Below are 18,465 nucleotides of genomic sequence, written 5' to 3' on the forward strand. Positions count from 1 at the left end.
GCTCACCGGAACCCCACGCGCCACCACACGAACCAGCCCGATCCGCCACCTCGCCCTAGCCCCAGCCGCCTGACCAGAGAAAACCAACAGCATCATTCAACGTCCTAATTCCTTCATGGACGTCGGCCTGCGCCATGACGAAGAGGTCTCCGACCAGCAAGATTTCGACTTTGCCGGGACCCTGACTCTCAAGGTAGGGAAGGAGGCCTTCACGGACTTCCTTGATCGGCCCCAGGGGCCACTCACGAGGCGAGCAGGGTCCGGGCCAGTGCGACGGTCGAGAGCCCGGCGACCTCGAGCGCCTCGGTGTTCCGCAGTGACCGGCTCAGCACGAACGCCCCTTCGAGGCTGTTCACCAGCGCGATCGTGAGCTGCCGCGCGGCCGCGGGTTCGAGGCCGTACTTGCCCAGCTTCCCGGTTCCCGCTTCGATCCACGCCGTGAAGACGTCGGCCGTCGCGACCCGCAGTTTTTCGTTGGTACTGGCGACCTCGAGCGCGACGGTCGCGATGGGGCAGGCGTCGGCGTAATCGGTCTCGCGGAGTGTTTCGGCGGCGCTGGCGAAGCACGCCTCGATCCCGTGGATCAGGTCCGGCTCGTCGGCGAAGAAGATGTCGAACAGCGCCAGGTACATCATCCCGGAGGTGCGGATGACCTCTTCGCCGAGTTGCTCCTTGCCGCCGGGGAAGAAGTGGTACAGCGAGCCGAAGGGCGCGTTCGCGGCCTCGACGATCTGCTTCACCCCGGTGCCGGTGTACCCGTTCCGCCGGAGCAGTTCGGCGCCGGCGTTGACGATACGTTCCCTGGTCCCTGTCACCCAGCCATGATAGAGCGTTCTATCAAGTGGCGTTCTCACCCCTGAAACGTGAAAGATACTCACTTCTATTGTGGACGGAGGTGTGATCTTGTCAGGATCGGCGGGGAATCCAACGACGGATCACGAGGTCGCCATGCGCCGTACCGCCCGTTTCGCCATCGCCGCCCTGCTGGCGGTCATCTCTTTAGTGAGTTTCGGGACCTCGGCGAGCGCCGCCGAGACGCCTTCCTTTCGCAAGTACGTCGCACTCGGCGACTCGTACACCGCGGGGCCGTTGATCCCGTGGCAGCAGGCGAGCTGGTGCTTTCGCTCGAACAACAACTACCCGGCGTGGCTCGCCACGAAGCTCGGCCTCTACTACAAGTCCGGCGCGTTCACCGACGTCAGCTGCTCGTCGGCGGACACGACGAACATGACCAGCCCGCAGACGGTGCCTTCGGCGAGTCTCGCGCTCGGATCCGCGCCGCCGCAGTTCGACGCGCTGACCCTGGACACCGATCTGGTGACCATCGGGATCGGCGGCAACGACTACGGCGTCTTCGGCAGCTTGATCTACACCTGCCCGGGCTTGCGCGACGACGATCCGACCGGCTCGCCCTGCAAGGACCACTTCACCATCGACGGCACCGACACGCTGCTCGCGGCGATCGCGAACACCCAGCGGAACCTCGAACGCGTCGTCAAGGGTGTCCGCGAACGTTCGCCCGCCGCCACCATCGTGCTGGTCGGTTATCCGCGCATCGTGCCGTCGTCGGGCTACTGCCCCAGCGTGGTGCCGTTCGCCGGCGGCGACTACGCCTGGGCGGACCAGGTCGAGCGCGCGCTCAACAAGGCGGTGTCGACCGCCGCCCGTAAGCAGGGCGCCCGCTACGTCGACACCTACGGGCCGAGCCGCGGCCATGACGCCTGCGCCGGTGACGCGGCCTGGGTCAGCGGCAAGGACACCAACCTCTTCCGCGCGGTCGCCTACCACCCGTACGCGGCGGGCATGAAGGCCGAGGCCGACCTGATCTTCAAGGCGCTGGGCGGAACCACCGCGGCGACCACGAAGGCTCCGGACGCGCGGAACGCCACGACTCCGGACGAACTCCAGCGCAAGGCCGCCGCGGCGGGGCTTGTCCCGCGGTCCTAGTCGCCCTCCTTCCTTGGTAGAGCATCCGGCGCGACCTGCGGCCGATGTCCGCGCGGTATGCCGCGTCCTAGCGTCGGGAGCCGTGGGGAATCCAAGGAAGAACGGGGAAAAGATGAAACGGCTCATGGCCGTCGGGATGCTCCCGGTGATCGTGAGCGGGCTGCTCGCCGGAGCCACACCGGCTTCGGCGAGCAGCCCGGCTCACTATGCCGACCAGAAGCTGGCGTGGCATGCCTGCGCGGAGGAGGAGCTGATCTCGTTGCCGCCGGGCACCGACATCGGCGGCCTCGAATGCGCGACCTATCGCACGCCTCGCGATTGGGATCGCCCGCACGAGCGGCAGGACCTGACCATCGCGATCAGCAGGCTGAAGTCGACCGGGCCGTCGACGGCCTCGTTGCTCACCAATCCCGGCGGACCGGGTGGCGCCGGCCGGTGGCAGCCGACGATGTTCCGCGGGCAGGCGAAGCTGCGCGAACATCAGGACATCATCGGCATTGACGTCCGGGGGACCGGCAAGAGCACCAACGTCACCTGCCGGGGAGCCGTCGCCGCCATCCGGCAGCTGGACCCGCGCGATCGCGATCCGCGCAACCTGGACCAGATCCTCGCCAACGCCGAGCACGCGGCCAAGAGCTGCCGGAACGCCAACGGCGAACTCGGTCCGCTGATCACCACGTATCAGACGATCAGGGACTTCGACCTGCTCCGGGCGCTGCTCGGCCGGGAGAAGATCAACTGGGTCGGCTACTCGGGCGGCACCTGGCTGGGGGCGCACTACGCGCAGCAGTTCCCTCAGCGGACGGGGCGGTTCGTGCTGGATTCCTCGACGGAGTTCACCACGGACTGGCAGAAGACGTTCGACCGGCAGCCGGTCGGCTTCGAACGACGCTGGCGGCAGGACTTCCTGCCGTGGATGGCACGATACGACGCCAAGTACCACTTCGGCACCAGTGGTGAAGAGGTCCGGCAGACCTACGAGCGAGTGCGTTATGCCTTGTCCCGCCACCCGATCGACGGGAAGGGGCAGATGGAACTCGATACCGCCATCATCTACATGCTCTACAAGAAGGCCGTGTTCCCGGCACTGGCCGACTTGCTGGTCAAGATCCGGGCTGCGGTGGTGAACGGGGCACCGGAACAGGCCAAGGCCGACGCCCGTGCCGCGGCGAAGAACGCGGGTGACTTCTCCGACGCGCAGGACGCCACCTTCTGGAACACAGTCTGTGGTGAAGGGCGCTTCATCGGCACCCGCGAGTCGCTGATCCGCGGGTCCCAGCGGAACCTCGACCGCGGCCTGCTCCTGGCGGGCGGTGGCACGTTGAACGCCTCGGTCTGCCTGTTCTGGGACAAGGAACCCCGCCCGCTGCCGAAGCTGGACGGCAAAGGTGTCCCGCCGGTGCTCATCGTCCATTCCGAGCACGACCCGGCCACGGCGATCGAGGGCGCCAGGCGGGCACACGCGAAGTTCGCGAACTCGCGGATGCTGACCGTGACCGGTGAAGGCGACCACGGGCTCTACGCGGACGGGAACCCCGCGGTGGACGAGATCGTGAACGCCTACCTGGTCGACGGGATCGTCCCCGCCGACCAGAGCGTCCCCGGGATGCCGCTGCCCGTGCCCTAGAAAGCGGCGAGGGTGTGCCAGGCCAGACCGGCGTCCTCCGCGTCGTCGCGAAGGACCACACCCTCGATCAGGCCGTACGGACGGTCGGCGGCGTAGAAGACCTCGTTGTCGTTCTTCAGTCCGAACGGCGACAGGTCCACCAGGAAGTGGTGCTTGTTCGGCAGGGAAAGCCGGACTTCGGCGACCTCTTCGCGCTCCTTGAGCACAGCCTCTCCCATCGCGTACAGCGTCTGCTGCAGGGAGAGGCTGTGCTTGTCCGCGAAGGTCTCCAGCAGGATCCGCCGGACCTCGGCGTGGCTCGCGGCCCAGTCGATCCCCTCGCCCTGGTAACGCCAGCGCGCGGTCACCGCGGTCGCGAGGATCCGGTCGTTCGTCTCGGCCAGTGTCGTGTACTTGTCGCGCGGGAAACCGTGGAACTCCGAGCCGGTCGACTTGAGTACCACGAGATCGTCCAAACCGGACACAACCCACGCCTGACCGTCCTGAATGGTCACCGCGGTGGTGCGCTTTTCGCTACCGGCCTGGGAGAACGCGTGATCGTGGCCGGAGATGCGGTTCCAGCCGTGCTCGTCGATCAGAATCCTGGCGCCCGAGATGTGTTCGAACGAGTCGACGAAATGCCGCCCGAGGCGCAGGGCGAAGTCCTCGATCTCGCCGACCGGGGCCTCCTTGGCGAAGGCGTAGACGGTGTTCTTCTGGGTGTCGGTCGCGACGACGTCGGCGTTGTCGCCGGTCAGATGGGTGGCCGCGAGGTCGCCGCGCAGCGACGTCGAAACGGTGAGGTCCTTGAGGTGGTGGACACTGCCCTCGCGCCGGACGGTGACGAGCCGGACTTCGGCCTTGCCGTACTGGTTGGGGCCCAGGGTGATGGCCACGGGCGATCAGCTCCCTCGATAGGTGGAATACGCGAACGGGCTCAGCAGCAACGGCACGTGGTGGTGCTCGGTCCCGTCGGCGACGCGGAAGGTCAGGGTGATTTCGGGGAAGAACGCGTCCGGGCCGAGGTGGGCGCCGGTGTCGAAGACCAGCCGGTACACCCCGGGTTCGAGGGTCTCCGGGCCGAGGTCGCGGATCCGGCCGTCGGCGTCGGTCCGCCCGTCGGCGACGGGTTCGCCCGCGCCGGTTTCGAGCCGGACCCCGACGCCCGCCGCCGGTCGTCCCGCGGCGGTGTCGAGGATGTGCGTGGTCACGAGGCTCATGCCGTCACCGCCTTCTCCAGCCGCAACGCGGCGATCTTGGCCAGCTCTTGTCCGGCCACTTCGAGTTCCTTCTCGGGGTCGTTCGACTGCCGCGACCGGAGGTTCTCCAGCAGTTCGGCGCCGCTCCGGCCGCTCGCGCACACCAGGAAGACGTGCCCGAACGTCGCTTCGTACTCGGCGTTGGCCGCGGCGAACTCGCGCGCCGCGTCACCGTCCACACCGGACTGCTCCGACCGCGACCAGCCTGCTTCGGTGCTCTTGCCGTCCGCTTTCTCCCCGATCCGGGGATGGGCGGCCATCGCCTGCCGGATCTCCTCCGGGCGCAATGGGGTGAGCGCCTCGGCCATGGCGAGCAGGGCGGTGAGGTCGGCGTAGGGGCGCCTGGCCAGCAGGGTTTCCACCCAACGCGGGACGTCGAGGCAGGCGGTCAGCACTGGCCGGACGTCCTGTGCGGGCGCCTGGTTGAACTCTCGGATGGTCAGCGGCACGGGAACCGACGGTACGGCGACGGATCCACCGTCGTCAACATTTTGTTGAAATCGCCCTTCAGTCTTGGTCGCGGTTGAGGTAGTTGTAGACCGTGAACCTCGTGACCCCCAGTGCCTCGGCGACGGTCGACACCGATTTGCGGAGGCCGAACGCGCCGCGTTCCTTGAGCAGCCGCACCGCACGCTGCTTGGCGGCGCGGTCGAGGGTGTCGAGCTTGCCGCCGAGTTCGCGTTCGACGTCGCCGATGAGGCGGGCCAGTGCACTGTGCAGCTCGACGGCGGGCTCACTCGTGTCGTCGCCGACCTGGCGGAGCTGCAGCGTCACGCGGGTCGCGCCGCCGTCCAGTGCCGCCCTGGCGATGGCGGGGAGCGCGTCGAGCAGGGTGTCGGCGTCACCGCGGACGAGGGTGCCGAGCGGACCGAAGTCGGTGGAGAGCCCCGCGTCCTCCGCCTTGTCGCGTGCTTTGACGGCATGCTCGGGTGGCGGGCCCTCGCCGTGGAACGGCTCGCTGGTGAACTCGGCTTCTAACTGCACCAAGCGAAGGTAGCGCCGCCCGGGCTCATTGACGAGCACAGTGGCCAGAGTTAATGTCGGAGTGTGAAACCTCGATTCCACTCAGTGGAAGTTGGAGGCTTTAATGGACTTGGTGATCAAGGCCGCCAGGGCGATCACCGTCGCCGGTGAGGTCCCCGCGACGGTCGGCGTCGAAGGCGGCCGCATCGTCGCGGTGGAACCCGCCGGAGCCGCGCTCGACGGCGATCGGGTGCTCGAACTCGGTGAGGACGTCGTCCTGCTGCCGGGTCTCGTGGACACCCACGTCCACGTCAACGATCCCGGCCGCACCGAATGGGAGGGCTTCGCTTCGGCGACGCGCGCGGCCGCGGCGGGCGGGGTCACCACGATCGTCGACATGCCGCTGAACAGCCTGCCGCCGACGGTCGACGTCGCGTCGCTGGAGGTGAAGCGCAAGACCGCCGAGGGCCGCGTGCACGTCGACGTCGGATTCTGGGGCGGCGCGATCCCGGGCAATCTCGCGGAGCTGCGCGGGCTGCACGAGGCCGGGGTGTTCGGCTTCAAGTCCTTCCTGCTGCATTCCGGCGTCGACGAGTTCCCGCCACTGGACGCGCGCGGGCTCGAAGAGGCGATGACCGAACTGCGGACCTTCGACGGCATGATCATCGTGCACGCGGAGGACTCCGAGGCGATCGATCACGCGCCCGACCCGCACGGCGAGAAATACGACGACTTCCTGCGGTCGCGTCCGCGTGGCGCGGAGAACGTGGCGATCGCCCAGGTCATCGAACTCGCCAGGAAAACCGGTGTACGCGCGCACATCCTGCATCTGTCCTCTTCGGACGCGCTGCCGATGGTCGAGAGCGCGCGGCGGGAAGGTGTCCGGCTGACCGCCGAGACCTGTCCGCACTACCTGAGTTTCACCGCGGAGGAGATCGGCGACGGCGCCACGCAGTTCAAGTGCTGCCCGCCGATCCGTGAGGCGGGCAACCGTGAACTGCTGTGGCGCGGGCTCGCGGACGGCGTCATCGACTGTGTGGTGACCGACCATTCGCCGTGCACACCCGAGCTGAAACGCTTCGACAGTGGTGATTTCGGGCTCGCCTGGGGTGGGATCGCCGGACTGCAGCTCGGGCTGCCCGCGGTCTGGACGCAGGCGCGGCAGCGTGGCTTCGGGCTCACCGACGTCGTCCGCTGGATGGCCGAACATTCGGCCAAGCAGGCGGGAATGCGCCGAAAGGGTCATCTCGCGCCCGGCTACGACGCCGACTTCAGCGTGTTCGCGCCCGACGAGGCGTTCGTCGTCGACGTCGCGAAACTGAAGCACCGCAATCCGGTCAGCGCCTATCACGGGCGTCCGCTCGCCGGTGTCGTCCGGAGCACGTGGTTGCGTGGCGAGGAGATCACCGGTGACGACCCGGCAGGCGTCCTGCTGACCCGGGGTGACTGCTGAGATGGGAGAGACCGTGAACGACCGTCCTGAGTGGACAGCACTGCCCGACCTGGCCTCGCGCAAGTTCGGCGGGACCGTGATGTGGGCGACGGACGAGTTGTTCGCCGAGAAGGAGAACCTGGTCAACCCCTGGACGCCCGCGCACCGGGCGGAGACCTTCGGGCCCAAGGGGCAGGTCTACGACGGCTGGGAGACCCGGCGGCATCGTGAGCCCGGTGACGACCAGGCCATCGTCCGGCTCGGGCTGGCGGGCGGGATCACCGGCGTCATCGTCGACACCGCTTTCTTCAAAGGGAACTACCCGCCCTTCGTCTCGGTCGAGGCGTGCGCGGCCGAGGGATACCCCAGCGCGGCCGAACTGTCCGAAATGGACTGGGACGTCCTGGTGAAACGCGGCGCGGCCGCGGGGCACACGGAGAACTTCTTCGAGATCGGCGGGAGCAAGCGCTACACCCACGTCCGGCTGACCATGCATCCCGACGGCGGGGTGGCCCGCCTGCGGGTGCACGGCACGCCGATCCCGGATCCGCGCCTGCTGGATCCGGGTGCGCTCGACCTCGCGGCGCTGGAGAACGGCGCGGTGGTCACCGGATGCAGCAACATGTTCTATTCCTCGCCGAACAACCTGTTCTCACCGGGGCTGGCGGCGCATCAGGCCGAGGGCTGGGAGACGGCGCGGCGCCGGGACGACGGGAACGACTGGGTCACCGTCCGGCTCGCCGGCGCGGGAATCGTCCGGTTCGCCGAGCTGGACAACAGCAACCTCAAGGGCAACGCGCCGGGCTGGGCGGCGTTGAGCGGGCGGGACGGCGACGGCGAGTGGGCCGAGCTGCTGCCGAAGACGCGCCTGCAGCCGGACACCCGGCACCGGTTCGCGCTCGCCGAGGGACCTGAGGTGACCGAGGTGCGGCTCGACATCTATCCCGATGGCGGCATGGCGCGCCTGCGCCTCTTCGGTGCCCTGACCGATCGAGGCCGTGCCGACGTCGCTTCGCGCTTCGAGGCCTCGCGCTCCTGATGCGAAACGCGGGGTCAGGGGCGCGCGCCCGGCCGGTTCAGGTACGCGGAGAACGCCGAGAGGACGATACCCACCGAGAAGATCGCGGTGAGCCACCACGCGCCGCCGATGGACAGGTTCCACACCAGGGCACCCGCCATGAGCAGTGCCATGACGATGTTCCTGAGCTGCAGCGGCGTCGGTTTGGCCATGGGGCCACCTTCTCACGCGGCCGGATTTTTTCGAGCGGCGGGCAACCCCGTGGGTGTGACATGCGTAAGCGACATGTCAACTTCACCCACTCCCTGGGGAGATCGAAGTGCAGACCCGAACCCGAAGAATCCTGTGGCGGGGCCTCGTGCTGTTCGCCGCGTGTCTGGCCGGGAGCGCCGTGTTCGCCGCTCCCGCGCAGGCGACGTCGCCCGAATCCGTGGCGCGCTCGCAGAACAAACCGGTGGAGATGCTCTCGGAACGCACCGAGAACTCGTCCACCTTCGCCAATCCCGACGGCTCCCGCACCACCCAGGTGCACGGCGGTCCGGTCCACGTCCGCCGCGGCGGTGACTGGGTCCCGGTCGACCTCACCCTGGCGAAGAGTGCCGACGGCCTGATCCGGTCGAAGGCGCATCCCCGTGATCTCGTGCTGACCGGTGCGACCGGCAAGAGCGGGGATCTCGCCTCTGTACAGAGCAGGGACGGGAAGGTCGCCCTGCAGTATCCGAGCGCGCTGCCCGAGCCGGTCCTGACCGGTGAGGTCGCCACCTATCCGGAGGTCCAGCCCGGCGTCGACCTGCAGGTCAAGGCCACCCGGACCGGCTTCGAGCAGTTCTTCGTCGTCAAGCGGCGGCCCGACCGCGCGCTGAAGTTCGCCCTGCCGCTGCGAGCCACCGGCCTCACCACACGCACCGACACCGACGGCAACACGCAACTGGTCACCGCGTCCGGCACGGTGGTCGGCAGCGTGCCGGCCGCCGAGATGTGGGACTCGCGAATCGACCAGCGCAGCGGCGACCCCGCCGCGAAGGTGAAGGTCGGGAAGGTGGTGGCCGCCAAGGAACGCGGCACCCTCGGCCTCGACGTGACACCGGACGCGGGATATTTCGAAGACCCGGCGCGGGCCTACCCGGTCATCGTCGACCCCGGTGTCTCGGTGTGGACGAACTTCGACACCTTCACGCAATCGAACATCGCGACCACCGACCAGTCGGGTGCCACCGAGCTCCGCATCGGCACCTTCGACGGCGGAGCCACGAAGGCCCGGTCGTATCTCCACTTCGACGTGTCGCGATTCCGCGGCGCCGAGATCGAATCGGCCACGTTGGCGTTGTGGGGCAACCATTCCTTCTCGTGCTCGCCGCGGAACTGGGAGATCTGGGACACCGCGCCGGTCGGCACGGGCACCCGCTGGGCGAACCAGCCGCAGCCCCTCACCCGGTGGGCGACGACGAACGCGACCCGCGGTTACAGCTCGGCCTGCGCGGCGGACTGGGTCCGGACCCCGATCGGGAACCTGGTCGGCGCCTGGGCGGGCGCGGGGACCGCGACCGGTTCGATGGTGCTGAAGGCGGAGGACGAGTCGGATTCGTTCGGCTGGAAGAAGTTCTCGTCCAGTGAGGGTGGTAAGTCGCCGTACATCGAGGTGACCTACCGGAACCAGCGGCCGAACCCGGCCGCCGGCCACGACATCTCGGACCGGGTCGACTCCGGCGGTGTCACCTACACGAAGTCCCTCACCCCGACGCTGCGTTTCACGCCGACGGACCCTGACGGTGGCAACGTCACCGCCGTCTTCTACATCTACGAAGGCGAAACGATGATCGCGGACTACTGGGCGTGGGACGTCCCCTCCGGTACCGCCGCGACCTGGACGGTGCCGCCGGGATTGTTGCAGGAGAACCACAGCTATCGGTTCCGCGCCACCACGTTCGATCCTGGCGGAGAGTTCGGCGACGACGCCTGGGTCTCGCTGCAAGCGGTGTCGAGCGGGCTCTACGCCGACGTCGCCGCGTGTGGCTGGAACAACGGGACCAAGGTGCAGCAGTGGCCGTCGAACGGCGCGGACTGCCAGAAGTTCTTCCCGTGGGGCACCGGTGACGGCTTCTACCAGTTCCGTGCCAAGCATTCCGGGCAGGTACTGGACAACACCGGCTGCAGTACGGCCAGCGGGAACCCGGTGACCACTTACGACCGCGTCGCGGGCGCTTGTCAGAAGTGGACGATCGAACCGCAGGGCGTCGGCACCGGGGTGTATCGGTACGCCGTCCAGAACGCGGGCAAGCTGCTGGACCAGGGCTGCACCGGGACCCAAGGGGCACCGCTGTTCATCTGGGACCGGATCCCCGGACGCGGCTGCCAGAACTGGCGGATGCCGGTTTCCCCGGCGAACGGCGTCACGGTGCAGTGGCTGCCGTTCACGGTGAACACAGCGGCCGAGTAGGGCGACGCTAGGGGGCGGACTGGCGTCGTGAGCTGATCACGCCGGTGTTGAAACCGGCGAGATGGAGCCCACCGGCGAACCGGGCGTGCTCGATCTTGACGCAGCGGTTCATCACGACGTCCAGTCCGGCCCCCTTGGCCTGATCGGCGACAGGTTCGTGCCACAGGCCCAGCTGCAGCCAGAGCGTGCGCGCCCCGGCCTTGACGACCTCCTCGGCGACGCCGGGGAGGTCGTCGTGTTTGCGGAACACGCTGACCAGGTCGACCCCGCCGGGTACGTCGGCCAGTGACGGGTACACCGGCTGTCCGAGAAGCTCGTCCAGCCGCGGGTTCACGAAGTTGACCTGGTACTTGCTGGACGAGAGCAGGTACGTCGCGACGAAGAAGCTCGGCCGGGCCGGATTGTTCGAGGCGCCGACGATGGTCACCGATTTCGTCCGCGAAAGGATGCGGCGGCGCTCGACCGCGCCGACGTCGTAACTCATCCCGCCACCGCCTTGCCGAGTGCCTGATCGAGATCCCACAGGATGTCGTCGACGTCTTCCAGCCCGATCGACAGGCGGATCAGGTCCGGGCCGACACCCGCCGCGCGCAGCTGCTCTTCCGAAAGCTGCTGATGGGTGGTGGACGCCGGATGGATGACCAGCGTCCGCGCGTCGCCGACGTTCGCCAGATGCGACAGCAGCTCCACGGAGTTCACGAACGTCTCGCCCGCCCCACGACCGCCGTCGACGCCGAACGAGAACACCGCGCCCGGCCCGGCGGGGAGGTACTTCTTCGCGCGGTCGTGATGCGGATGATCGGGCAGTCCCGCGTAGTTGACCCAGGCCACCCGCGGATCCGCCGCGAGGTACTCGGCGACGGCTCGCGCGTTGGCGACGTGGGCGTCCATCCGCTGCGGCAGGGTCTCGACCCCTTGCAGCAGCAGGAAGGCCGAATGCGGGGAGAGGACGGCGCCGATATCGCGCAACTGCTCGGCACGGAGCCGGGTGCAGAAGGCGTACTCGCCGAAGTTCTCCCAGTACTTGAGGCCGCCGTAGCTCTCGACGGTCTCGGTCATCCGCGGGAACTTTCCGTTACCCCAGTCGAATTTCCCGGATTCGACGACGACCCCGCCCAGCGTGGTCCCGTGCCCGCCGAGGAACTTCGTCGCCGAATGCAGCACGATGTCCGCGCCGTGTTCGATGGGGCGGCACAGGTACGGCGTCGCGAGGGTGGCGTCGACGACCAGCGGGATGTCGTGTGAGTGCGCGAGTTCCGCCAGCGCGGCGATGTCGGCGATCCCGCCGCCCGGATTGCCGATGATCTCGGTGAAGACCAGTTTCGTCCGGTCGGTGATCGCGGCCGCGTAGTCCTCGATGCGGTCTCCGCTGACGAAGGTGGTCTCGATGCCGAAGCGGCGCAGCGTCCCGGTGAGCTGCGTGACCGTCCCGCCGTAGAGCCCACCGGCGGAGACGATGTGGTCGCCCGCCTCGGCGAGCGCGGAGAAGGTCAAGAACTCCGCTGCCTGACCACTGCTGGTGGCGACACCGCCGATCGCGCCTTCGAGGCTGGCCAAGCGTTCCTCGAAGGCCGCGACCGTCGGGTTGCCGATGCGGCTGTAGATGTTGCCGTACTTCTGCAGCGCGAACAGGTTCGCCGCGTCGGCCGCGTCTTCGAACACGAAGCTCGTGGTCTGGTAGATGGGCACGGCGCGGGCGCCGGTCGCCGGATCGGGCGTCCCGCCCGCGTGCAGGGCGCGGGTGCGGAAGCCCCAGGTGCGTTCACTCATCGCACCCGACGCTACCTCGCGTCCCACCCCGTGACCATCGTTCCCAGCACGTGACACCTAGCCGCTACTTGCGGTCCAGGGTGATCACGCTGCCCGGCCGGTGCCCGTTCCGGCGCGGGGTCACCGGCCGCGGTTCGGCGCGGGACACCGCGACCCCGGCCGGCCGCTGCCTGTCGGCGGGCAGCACCTCACGCGAGTTCGTCCGGTCGGCCAGCCGCAGGGACTGCGCCGAGGTCAGCCATTCCTCGGCGGGCTCCGCTATTTCGAGCAGCAGCGCCTCGAACTCCGACCGGGTGGTCTCGAGGATGTGCGGTGCCGCCAGCCAGCGCAGCACCTGGCGCCCGGTGACGGCCATCCGCTGGCGCGGCGAGGACACCAGCCGCTGGTCGAAGTAGCGGATCAGCACCTCGTCCACGGTATCCCAGGCGTTGGCCGCGCCGAAGAGATCCAGCACGTCCTCGGAGCCGAGGATCTTGAACGCCTCCGTCAGCAGCTGCATGACCTCGACCCGCAGCACGTTCAGGTGACCGTACGAGGTGAACTTCAGGTTGTTCCGCAGGTCGAGCCCGCTTCGCCGGACCACCGCGACACTACCGAAGCTCGGGTCGTACGCGCGTTCCCGTACGACGTCGGAGATCCGCTTGTCCCGCCAGAACAACGCGACCTGGTTGCCGAACTGCGTGAACAGCTGGTGGAAATCGGTGTTCGGCCGCGAGTTCGCCGAGCCGAGTCCCTTGCCGTAGCCGAGCACGCGCCGGTACGCGCTGATGCGGTCCCGCCGGGTGTAGCGCAGCACGTCACGCCGGTCGAACCGGTACAGGCCGAACGCGCCGGGCCCGTCCGAAAGCCGGATGGCGCCGCCCTGGAACAGCTCCTGCAGCTTCTGCACCACGCGGAACACGCCGATCCGTTCGTGCTGGTACAGGTAGTACAGATCGCCGACCGCGATGACCCGTTCCGAGGCGACCGTCTCGTCGTAGGCGTCGACACCCGGCGGCATCGCCGTCGCCCCGAGGTCCGCGGCCGAACCGTCGCCGAGACCGACGAGCTGCGCGATCCCGCCGTCCGCGGGCCCCGGTTTGCCACGTTGTTCGGCCTCGACCGCGGTGAGCATGTCGTCCAGCTGTTTGAGGACCGCGTCGCCGAGTTTCGGATCGCTGCCCAGTTCGTTGGCGAGCTTCCCGGCGACTTGCCCGCGCAGGGCCGCGACCCGGTCGAAGAGTTCCCGGTATTCCTTTTCCGTGCCCATCGTCTTCCTCCCGTACGGGTCCGGCTACTGCCCGGTCCGCTTGCGCGTGGTCCGGGGTTTCGGCGGTTCCTCCGCCTCGGGTGGTGTCGGAGGCGTCGGCTCCGGCATGAGCTGCGGAGTGGGCGGCGCCGGTGGATTCGGATCGGACGGCGACGGCAAGCCGTCCCGTCCGATCGGCCCGGCGATCCGGACGACCTCCTGCAGGTGATCGTCGAGTTCGTCGATGGCCCGCTGGACGCGCGAGCTGAAGAAGCCCGGAGGCAGCGACGCGCGGAAGTTGCCCGGCACGTCCCCGTTCGGACCGCCGGTGTTCTGCCGGGGAAGGTTCGTCACGATCCGCTGCAGCCGCCTCGCGATCTGGATGAACGACGTGCCGACGCCTTCCTTGCCCGCCGACTCGATCAGCTTGCCGCCCTCGAAGGTGGCGAACTCCCGGACCCAGCGCAGCAGCCCGCCGAGCGACATGGTCCCGCCGTCCGGATCGGGGACGCGGAGTACTTCGAGGTCCTCCTGCTGGATGAACACCGACCGCAGCATCGCGACGACTTCGTCGACCTGGGACGCCGTCGCGGCCAGCAGCTGGGAGAGCGCGACCACCGCGGGGCCGAAGAACGGCTGACCGCCGGCAGGCTGCGAGAACGGGTCGATCTTGTCGCGTGCGTCCTGCCAGCCCCGGAACAACGAGACCACCCAATCCACCAGTGTGATGAAGGAGGTCTGGATCCGTTCCTCCTCGATCGTGTTGACCTTGCCCGAGACCAGGCCGAACTCGTCCCGCAGCCGGGCGAGGTGTCCTTCCGTCCGGTCTCCGCCGCCGACGGCGAGACCACCGTTCCCGAGCAACAGCAGGAAGAGCTGATCGACCCGCGCCACGCGGATCAGCCGGCTCTCCAGCTCCTGCCGGATCTGTTCGAGGTCGTGCCGGACCAGCGCCCGGAAGCTCTCGGCGTTCTCCGGATCCGCGTCCGTCCTCAGTGGACGGAGCGAGCCGAGCAGCGCCAGCGCGTCCTTGACCGCGCTCCGTGCCCTCGCCGCGAGGGAGGCCTGCCCGCCGGTGACGTCGCCGAGATCGGCTTGGATCGCGTAGCCGCGCGGCGTCCACTGGGCCTCGGTGTGCCCTTGGACCTCTTTCAGCTCGAAACTGCCGGTCAGCGCCGCCACGAACCCCTTCGTGTCACCCTCGCGCCACTTCCAGCCGAGCATGTCGCTGATCGTCTGTTCGGCGAGTGCGCCGGGTGCCGCCGCCTGAGGTGGGTACTGCCCGGTCGACAGCGGATACGCGCTGTCGATGTCCTGTGCGCGCGGCAAGGTCGCGCCGCGGTCGTCGTTGATCGTCATCGGGTCGCCCCACATCCCTTGAATTCGGCCAGTTCCACTGCTTCACGCCAGCACCGCACCATCACGTCCTCCGCCGAGGACAAGGCGGCGGCGCAGTGGTCCACCCCGGTGTGGAAGCTCTTCGCCCAGCCCCGCCATTCCTGTTCCCGTCCGTGCACCGCGCGCAGCAGCCCGGAAACCGCGTGATGCGAACGGCACTGCCCGTCCACCCGCCGCCGCAGCTTCAGCAGCGACGACGCCGTGGTGTGCAACGCCTCGGCGCTCACGGGCCCCCGCGTCGCGCGCGTCGCGGCTTCGACCTCGCCGGTGCCATCGAGGACGACTTCGGCGAGGTGATCCGCCGCGGCGAGCCCGACGCCGACGGGCCTGTCCTCGGCGACGCTGATCTCCAGCGCCCGCCAGCACGCCGCCACCAGGTTCACTTCCTTGCCCAGCTGGGAGAATTCGGTGCGGAGGGTCATCTCGACCTCCTGCCGAGCTCTTCCATGAAGAAGCCGAAAAGCCGCTTCGGCGGGGCCATCCGCTCTTCGAGCGCGAACCGGACCGCGCCGATCAGGAACCGTTCCGGCACCACACCCGGGGACACGCCGTCGGACAGTCTTTCCGCGGCTTCCTCGATCATCGCCTGTTCCTTGGCCTCGAACCGCAGCACCTTCGCCAGGGGACGATGACCCAACGAGGGGTACGAGGTGAAGCACATCGCGTCCACCACCACCGGGATCGCCTTGTCCGCGGTCTTCAGCAACGACGGCGGCGCGTTGACCAGCTTCGCCCTCGGGTACAGCTTCCGCCACATCGCCGCGTAGGTCTCCGCGTGCCGGGTGAAACCCATGCGGCGCAACAACTCCACCGATATCTTGGCGCGGAGGTACGGCACCGGGTGCACCGCGCGCGGTGAGAACCCCGTCGTTTCGAGTTCGGTACGCCCGATGACGTCGAACAGCGAACCGACCACCGCCGGGCCGCCCAGCAGCAGCGCGGACAGATCGGCGAAGGTCTCCCGGTTCCACCTGACCCAGATACCGGTCACCTCTCGCGGCACCCCCGCCTCGACGAGCCTCGCCGCCACCTGCAACGGGATCGCCCTGGCGAGGCCGAGGTCGTTCTGCAGGTTGTGGCTCACCTCGTGCAGGACCGCGCCGAGCGTCCACGGGTTCACCAGCCGGTGGTACGGAAGCTGGATCAGGGGGAACGGATTGAGCCGGTTTCCCAGGCGCCGCAACGGGATCCCGCGGCGCGAGGTGGCCGGCCCGGATCCGGTGCGCAGGTAGCAGAACGGCGGCGGGGTCGGGATCGACCGCCAGCGCCCGACGCCGAGGTAGGCGTACTGGTAGCAGTCGAGCGCCACCCTGTCGCAGGCCACCAGCCACGGGGCGAACGCGCCCTGCCGCTGGTTGAACAGGTCGAGGTAGAAGTCCCAGACCCCTTCGGTGGCCTTGACCCAGCGTTGTGCCCGTGACTTCGCCCGCAACAGCCGGGTGAGTTCGGTCTGTCCCGGTCGTGCGGCCGCCTCTTCGGCCGCCCGGCGAGCCGAGCGGGTGGCGGTGAACAACGGACCACGCAAGGTCGCCATCGTCCGGTTGACCGCCGTGAGGTGGGCCCGGCTCGGGCCGGTCGCCGGGTCGCCGAACTCCGACCAGCGGAACGGCCGCAGCGCGTCCAGATGCCGTTCCACGTTGGTGGCCTGGGAAAGGACCCAAGCCGTCAGCTCGCCGTCTCCGGATGGCCTCGCCCGCCGGGATCCGGTGGACGAGGCCGATTCACCGGAAGCCGCGGGCGGTGCCTCAACGGCGGCGCGCACGGCCGCGCGCCTTGCCACGCCTGGCGGCGCCCGCCCGGGACCGCGACTGTGTCCGGCGCCCGCCACGGGCGGCCGGACGGTGGCGGCGCTGCTGGGGACGACCGCGGCGGCGCTGCTGGTTCCGGCGGTTCGCGGGTGCGTTCTGCACACTGTTCACGGTGTGGCCGACCAGCCTGCGCGTGACGTAGCGGGCGTTGATCGGGCGACCGTCGGCGTACCGGCGGCCGACGTCGCGCGCGGTGCGCCCGATGATCTTCGGGATATGCCGGACGGCGCGCCGGGTCGCCGGGTTCCGCCACAGCTTGCGGCCGAGGTTGACCGCGCCCCGGATCAGCTGCGGACCGTGCTTGATGATCTTCGGAGCCGCCCACTTCGCCGCCTGGAACGCCAGCGGGGCGAGCGCGCCGAGAAAGGCCTCCGCCTCGTCCTCGGTCTCCGCGTTCTCGGCCTGGAAAGCCAGCTGCGCCATCATCTCGGCGTCGCTGTAGTGCCGCCGCGCAGGATGAGCGAAGTCCTCGTCTTCGGACTCCAGTTCGAACTCGTCCTCCAGCTCGCGCACGACGGCCTCGGACTCGAATTCGTCTTCGTCCTCGTACTCGCCGTAGACCTCGTCCTCCAGCTCGTCTTCGAGCTCCTGGGCCAGCCCGCCGAGCTCGTCTTCGAACTCGTCCTCGTCTTCGAAGTCGCCCGCCAGTTCGTCCTCGAGTTCGTTTTCGAACTCGGCTTCGAGTTCACGGCTCAGCTCGTCTTCCAGCTCGCCGTCCACTGCCGCATAGCCACGGCTCATAACCGTTCTCCTCTGCTCCGGTGAAAATCCGCGATCTCCGGCGCGGTGCGTCGGTGAGCACGGACACGACACTGCCCGCGCACCAGGGGGCACCGGTAGTCACACGTTCCTGTGTGACATGAATGAACTAGTTCGTCCTTGTCACACAAACCGACGATGCGCTTTTCCTGTCGGAGGGGTTTGCTAGAGAGGGAGGTAAACCAAGAGGGGGGAGGCCGGTCTATGTCCACGAGCCCGGCGGTGGGATTTCCTGCGGTACCGATACGCGATCTCGCCCGGCAGCGGATGAAGGTCGTTTCGGACGACGAAACCGTGCGAAGCCTGGCGAGATCACTCGTCCGGCGGGTCACGGAACTGTGTGACGGCGACGCCGCGATGCGGAGACCGTTGCTCGATCTCACCGAGCACGGCGTCAGATGCCTGCTCGTACCGGTGACACCGGAGGCGCACGACCTGCTCAGCCCGCGCGAGCACGAAGTGGCGCGCATGGTGAGCCGGGGTTACACGAACAAACAGATCGCCGGCGTACTGGAAATCAGCCTGAACACGGTTTCCGCGCATATGCGGCGGATCTTCACCAAATTGGGGGTCGGTTCCCGCGCGGCGATGGTGGCCGCGTTGACCAAGGAGAACCTCGCCGCCGTCTGAATGGGGTGGGTGGCGGGAGAAGCCGTTCTAGTGGCGGGTAAGGGCCGTTGTGGCCTGCGCCCTTTGGTCACGGTGAAGTACATGATGGCCCCCTTGCTTGCGCCTACGTACAGGAAGGGGTCCTTCACGCGCCGCGGGTGTGGCTGGTGGTGCCATTGATGCTTGTGGTGACGGTTCGGCGGGCCGTCGAGCGTGTCTATGAAGGAATTG

Annotated in this window: 19 protein-coding genes; 6 read left to right on the top strand and 13 right to left on the bottom strand. The window is 68.5% G+C overall.

Annotation, left to right across the window (positions count from 1 at the left end):
- Positions 1-242: 242 nt before the first annotated feature.
- Positions 243-815, bottom strand: a complete 573-nt coding sequence (locus tag ACZ7KI_RS34305) for a TetR/AcrR family transcriptional regulator (RefSeq protein WP_470277183.1) — start codon at positions 813-815, stop codon at positions 243-245.
- Positions 816-948: 133 nt separating this feature from the next.
- Here ACZ7KI_RS34305 and ACZ7KI_RS34310 point away from each other — a divergent pair, with 133 nt between their 5' ends.
- Both ACZ7KI_RS34310 and ACZ7KI_RS34315 read left to right on the top strand, forming a co-directional pair.
- Entirely contained in the window at positions 949-1,947 is a 999-nt protein-coding gene (locus tag ACZ7KI_RS34310; protein WP_470277184.1) for an SGNH/GDSL hydrolase family protein, read from the top strand.
- Positions 1,948-2,059: 112 nt separating this feature from the next.
- Positions 2,060-3,574 (top strand): alpha/beta hydrolase, encoded by a 1,515-nt coding sequence (locus ACZ7KI_RS34315; RefSeq protein ID WP_470277185.1) that lies wholly within the window; start codon positions 2,060-2,062, stop codon positions 3,572-3,574.
- Here ACZ7KI_RS34315 and pucL read toward each other — a convergent pair.
- From pucL to ACZ7KI_RS34335, 4 genes are read right to left on the bottom strand one after another with little or no spacing between them, the layout of a single operon-like run.
- Complete coding sequence (pucL, locus tag ACZ7KI_RS34320) at positions 3,571-4,449, bottom strand: factor-independent urate hydroxylase (protein WP_470277186.1); 879 nt, start codon at positions 4,447-4,449, stop codon at positions 3,571-3,573. The two genes, ACZ7KI_RS34315 and pucL, sit on opposite strands and share 4 nt — an antisense overlap.
- A gap of 6 nt (positions 4,450-4,455) precedes the next feature.
- Positions 4,456-4,773, bottom strand: coding sequence for a hydroxyisourate hydrolase (gene uraH, locus ACZ7KI_RS34325; RefSeq protein WP_470277187.1), 318 nt, complete (start codon positions 4,771-4,773; stop codon positions 4,456-4,458).
- Positions 4,770-5,261 (bottom strand): 2-oxo-4-hydroxy-4-carboxy-5-ureidoimidazoline decarboxylase, encoded by a 492-nt coding sequence (uraD, locus tag ACZ7KI_RS34330; RefSeq protein WP_470277188.1) that lies wholly within the window; start codon positions 5,259-5,261, stop codon positions 4,770-4,772. Before uraD ends, uraH begins: the two co-directional genes overlap by 4 nt.
- A 58-nt stretch (positions 5,262-5,319) precedes the next feature.
- A complete protein-coding gene (locus tag ACZ7KI_RS34335) occupies positions 5,320-5,796 on the bottom strand; it encodes a helix-turn-helix domain-containing protein (protein ID WP_470277189.1) in 477 nt (158 codons plus the stop codon).
- A 103-nt stretch (positions 5,797-5,899) separates the two neighbouring features.
- Between ACZ7KI_RS34335 and allB the strand changes: the two genes are divergently transcribed.
- Positions 5,900-7,228, top strand: coding sequence for an allantoinase AllB (gene allB, locus ACZ7KI_RS34340; RefSeq protein WP_470277190.1), 1,329 nt, complete (start codon positions 5,900-5,902; stop codon positions 7,226-7,228).
- A 1-nt stretch (position 7,229) separates the two neighbouring features.
- Positions 7,230-8,246 (top strand): allantoicase, encoded by a 1,017-nt coding sequence (alc, locus tag ACZ7KI_RS34345; RefSeq protein ID WP_470277191.1) that lies wholly within the window; start codon positions 7,230-7,232, stop codon positions 8,244-8,246.
- 14 nt (positions 8,247-8,260) lie between these two features.
- Here alc and ACZ7KI_RS34350 read toward each other — a convergent pair whose 3' ends face one another.
- Positions 8,261-8,437, bottom strand: a complete 177-nt coding sequence (locus tag ACZ7KI_RS34350) for a hypothetical protein (protein WP_470277192.1) — start codon at positions 8,435-8,437, stop codon at positions 8,261-8,263.
- 107 nt (positions 8,438-8,544) lie between these two features.
- Here ACZ7KI_RS34350 and ACZ7KI_RS34355 point away from each other — a divergent pair, with 107 nt between their 5' ends.
- Positions 8,545-10,662, top strand: coding sequence for a DNRLRE domain-containing protein (locus ACZ7KI_RS34355; protein WP_470277193.1), 2,118 nt, complete (start codon positions 8,545-8,547; stop codon positions 10,660-10,662).
- 7 nt (positions 10,663-10,669) lie between these two features.
- On the opposite strand, the gene ACZ7KI_RS34360 is transcribed toward ACZ7KI_RS34355, so the two are convergent.
- The 7 genes from ACZ7KI_RS34360 to ACZ7KI_RS34390 form a co-directional block, all read right to left on the bottom strand.
- On the bottom strand, positions 10,670-11,146 hold the full coding sequence (locus ACZ7KI_RS34360; protein ID WP_470277194.1) for a CoA-binding protein: 477 nt from the start codon (positions 11,144-11,146) through the stop codon (positions 10,670-10,672).
- On the bottom strand, positions 11,143-12,432 hold the full coding sequence (locus ACZ7KI_RS34365) for an O-acetylhomoserine aminocarboxypropyltransferase/cysteine synthase family protein (RefSeq protein ID WP_470277195.1): 1,290 nt from the start codon (positions 12,430-12,432) through the stop codon (positions 11,143-11,145). The genes ACZ7KI_RS34360 and ACZ7KI_RS34365 overlap by 4 nt, the downstream gene beginning before the upstream one ends.
- 64 nt (positions 12,433-12,496) lie before the next feature.
- Complete coding sequence (locus tag ACZ7KI_RS34370; RefSeq protein WP_470277196.1) at positions 12,497-13,681, bottom strand: hypothetical protein; 1,185 nt, start codon at positions 13,679-13,681, stop codon at positions 12,497-12,499.
- A 24-nt stretch (positions 13,682-13,705) separates the two neighbouring features.
- Entirely contained in the window at positions 13,706-15,019 is a 1,314-nt protein-coding gene (locus tag ACZ7KI_RS34375) for a hypothetical protein (RefSeq protein WP_470277197.1), read from the bottom strand.
- Entirely contained in the window at positions 15,016-15,480 is a 465-nt protein-coding gene (locus ACZ7KI_RS34380) for a hypothetical protein (RefSeq protein ID WP_470277198.1), read from the bottom strand. The genes ACZ7KI_RS34375 and ACZ7KI_RS34380 overlap by 4 nt, the downstream gene beginning before the upstream one ends.
- The gene (locus ACZ7KI_RS34385) at positions 15,477-16,820 is read right to left on the bottom strand and encodes a hypothetical protein (protein WP_470277199.1); all 1,344 of its coding nucleotides are present in this window, start codon (positions 16,818-16,820) and stop codon (positions 15,477-15,479) included. The genes ACZ7KI_RS34380 and ACZ7KI_RS34385 overlap by 4 nt, the downstream gene beginning before the upstream one ends.
- Positions 16,804-17,607 (bottom strand): hypothetical protein, encoded by an 804-nt coding sequence (locus ACZ7KI_RS34390; protein ID WP_470277200.1) that lies wholly within the window; start codon positions 17,605-17,607, stop codon positions 16,804-16,806. The genes ACZ7KI_RS34385 and ACZ7KI_RS34390 overlap by 17 nt, the downstream gene beginning before the upstream one ends.
- Positions 17,608-17,829: 222 nt before the next feature.
- On the opposite strand from ACZ7KI_RS34390, the gene ACZ7KI_RS34395 reads away from it, so the two are divergent.
- On the top strand, positions 17,830-18,255 hold the full coding sequence (locus ACZ7KI_RS34395; protein ID WP_465504586.1) for a response regulator transcription factor: 426 nt from the start codon (positions 17,830-17,832) through the stop codon (positions 18,253-18,255).
- The last annotated feature ends 210 nt before the right edge of the window (positions 18,256-18,465 follow it).

It is taken from the genome of Amycolatopsis sp. NPDC039088, assembly GCF_055598845.1.

Bases quoted from the DNA above. Each gene is read 5' to 3' on its own strand.
- uraH (WP_470277187.1), bottom strand. From the start codon at position 4,773: ATGAGCCTCGTGACCACGCACATCCTCGACACCGCCGCGGGACGACCG.
- alc (WP_470277191.1), top strand. From the start codon at position 7,230: ATGGGAGAGACCGTGAACGACCGTCCTGAGTGGACAGCACTGCCCGAC.
- ACZ7KI_RS34365 (WP_470277195.1), bottom strand. From the start codon at position 12,432: ATGAGTGAACGCACCTGGGGCTTCCGCACCCGCGCCCTGCACGCGGGC.
- ACZ7KI_RS34380 (WP_470277198.1), bottom strand. From the start codon at position 15,480: ATGACCCTCCGCACCGAATTCTCCCAGCTGGGCAAGGAAGTGAACCTG.
- allB (WP_470277190.1), top strand. From the start codon at position 5,900: ATGGACTTGGTGATCAAGGCCGCCAGGGCGATCACCGTCGCCGGTGAG.
- ACZ7KI_RS34395 (WP_465504586.1), top strand. From the start codon at position 17,830: ATGTCCACGAGCCCGGCGGTGGGATTTCCTGCGGTACCGATACGCGAT.
- ACZ7KI_RS34370 (WP_470277196.1), bottom strand. From the start codon at position 13,681: ATGGGCACGGAAAAGGAATACCGGGAACTCTTCGACCGGGTCGCGGCC.
- ACZ7KI_RS34310 (WP_470277184.1), top strand. From the start codon at position 949: ATGCGCCGTACCGCCCGTTTCGCCATCGCCGCCCTGCTGGCGGTCATC.
- ACZ7KI_RS34360 (WP_470277194.1), bottom strand. From the start codon at position 11,146: ATGAGTTACGACGTCGGCGCGGTCGAGCGCCGCCGCATCCTTTCGCGG.
- ACZ7KI_RS34375 (WP_470277197.1), bottom strand. From the start codon at position 15,019: ATGACGATCAACGACGACCGCGGCGCGACCTTGCCGCGCGCACAGGAC.
- ACZ7KI_RS34390 (WP_470277200.1), bottom strand. From the start codon at position 17,607: ATGAGCCGTGGCTATGCGGCAGTGGACGGCGAGCTGGAAGACGAGCTG.
- ACZ7KI_RS34315 (WP_470277185.1), top strand. From the start codon at position 2,060: ATGAAACGGCTCATGGCCGTCGGGATGCTCCCGGTGATCGTGAGCGGG.
- ACZ7KI_RS34350 (WP_470277192.1), bottom strand. From the start codon at position 8,437: ATGGCCAAACCGACGCCGCTGCAGCTCAGGAACATCGTCATGGCACTG.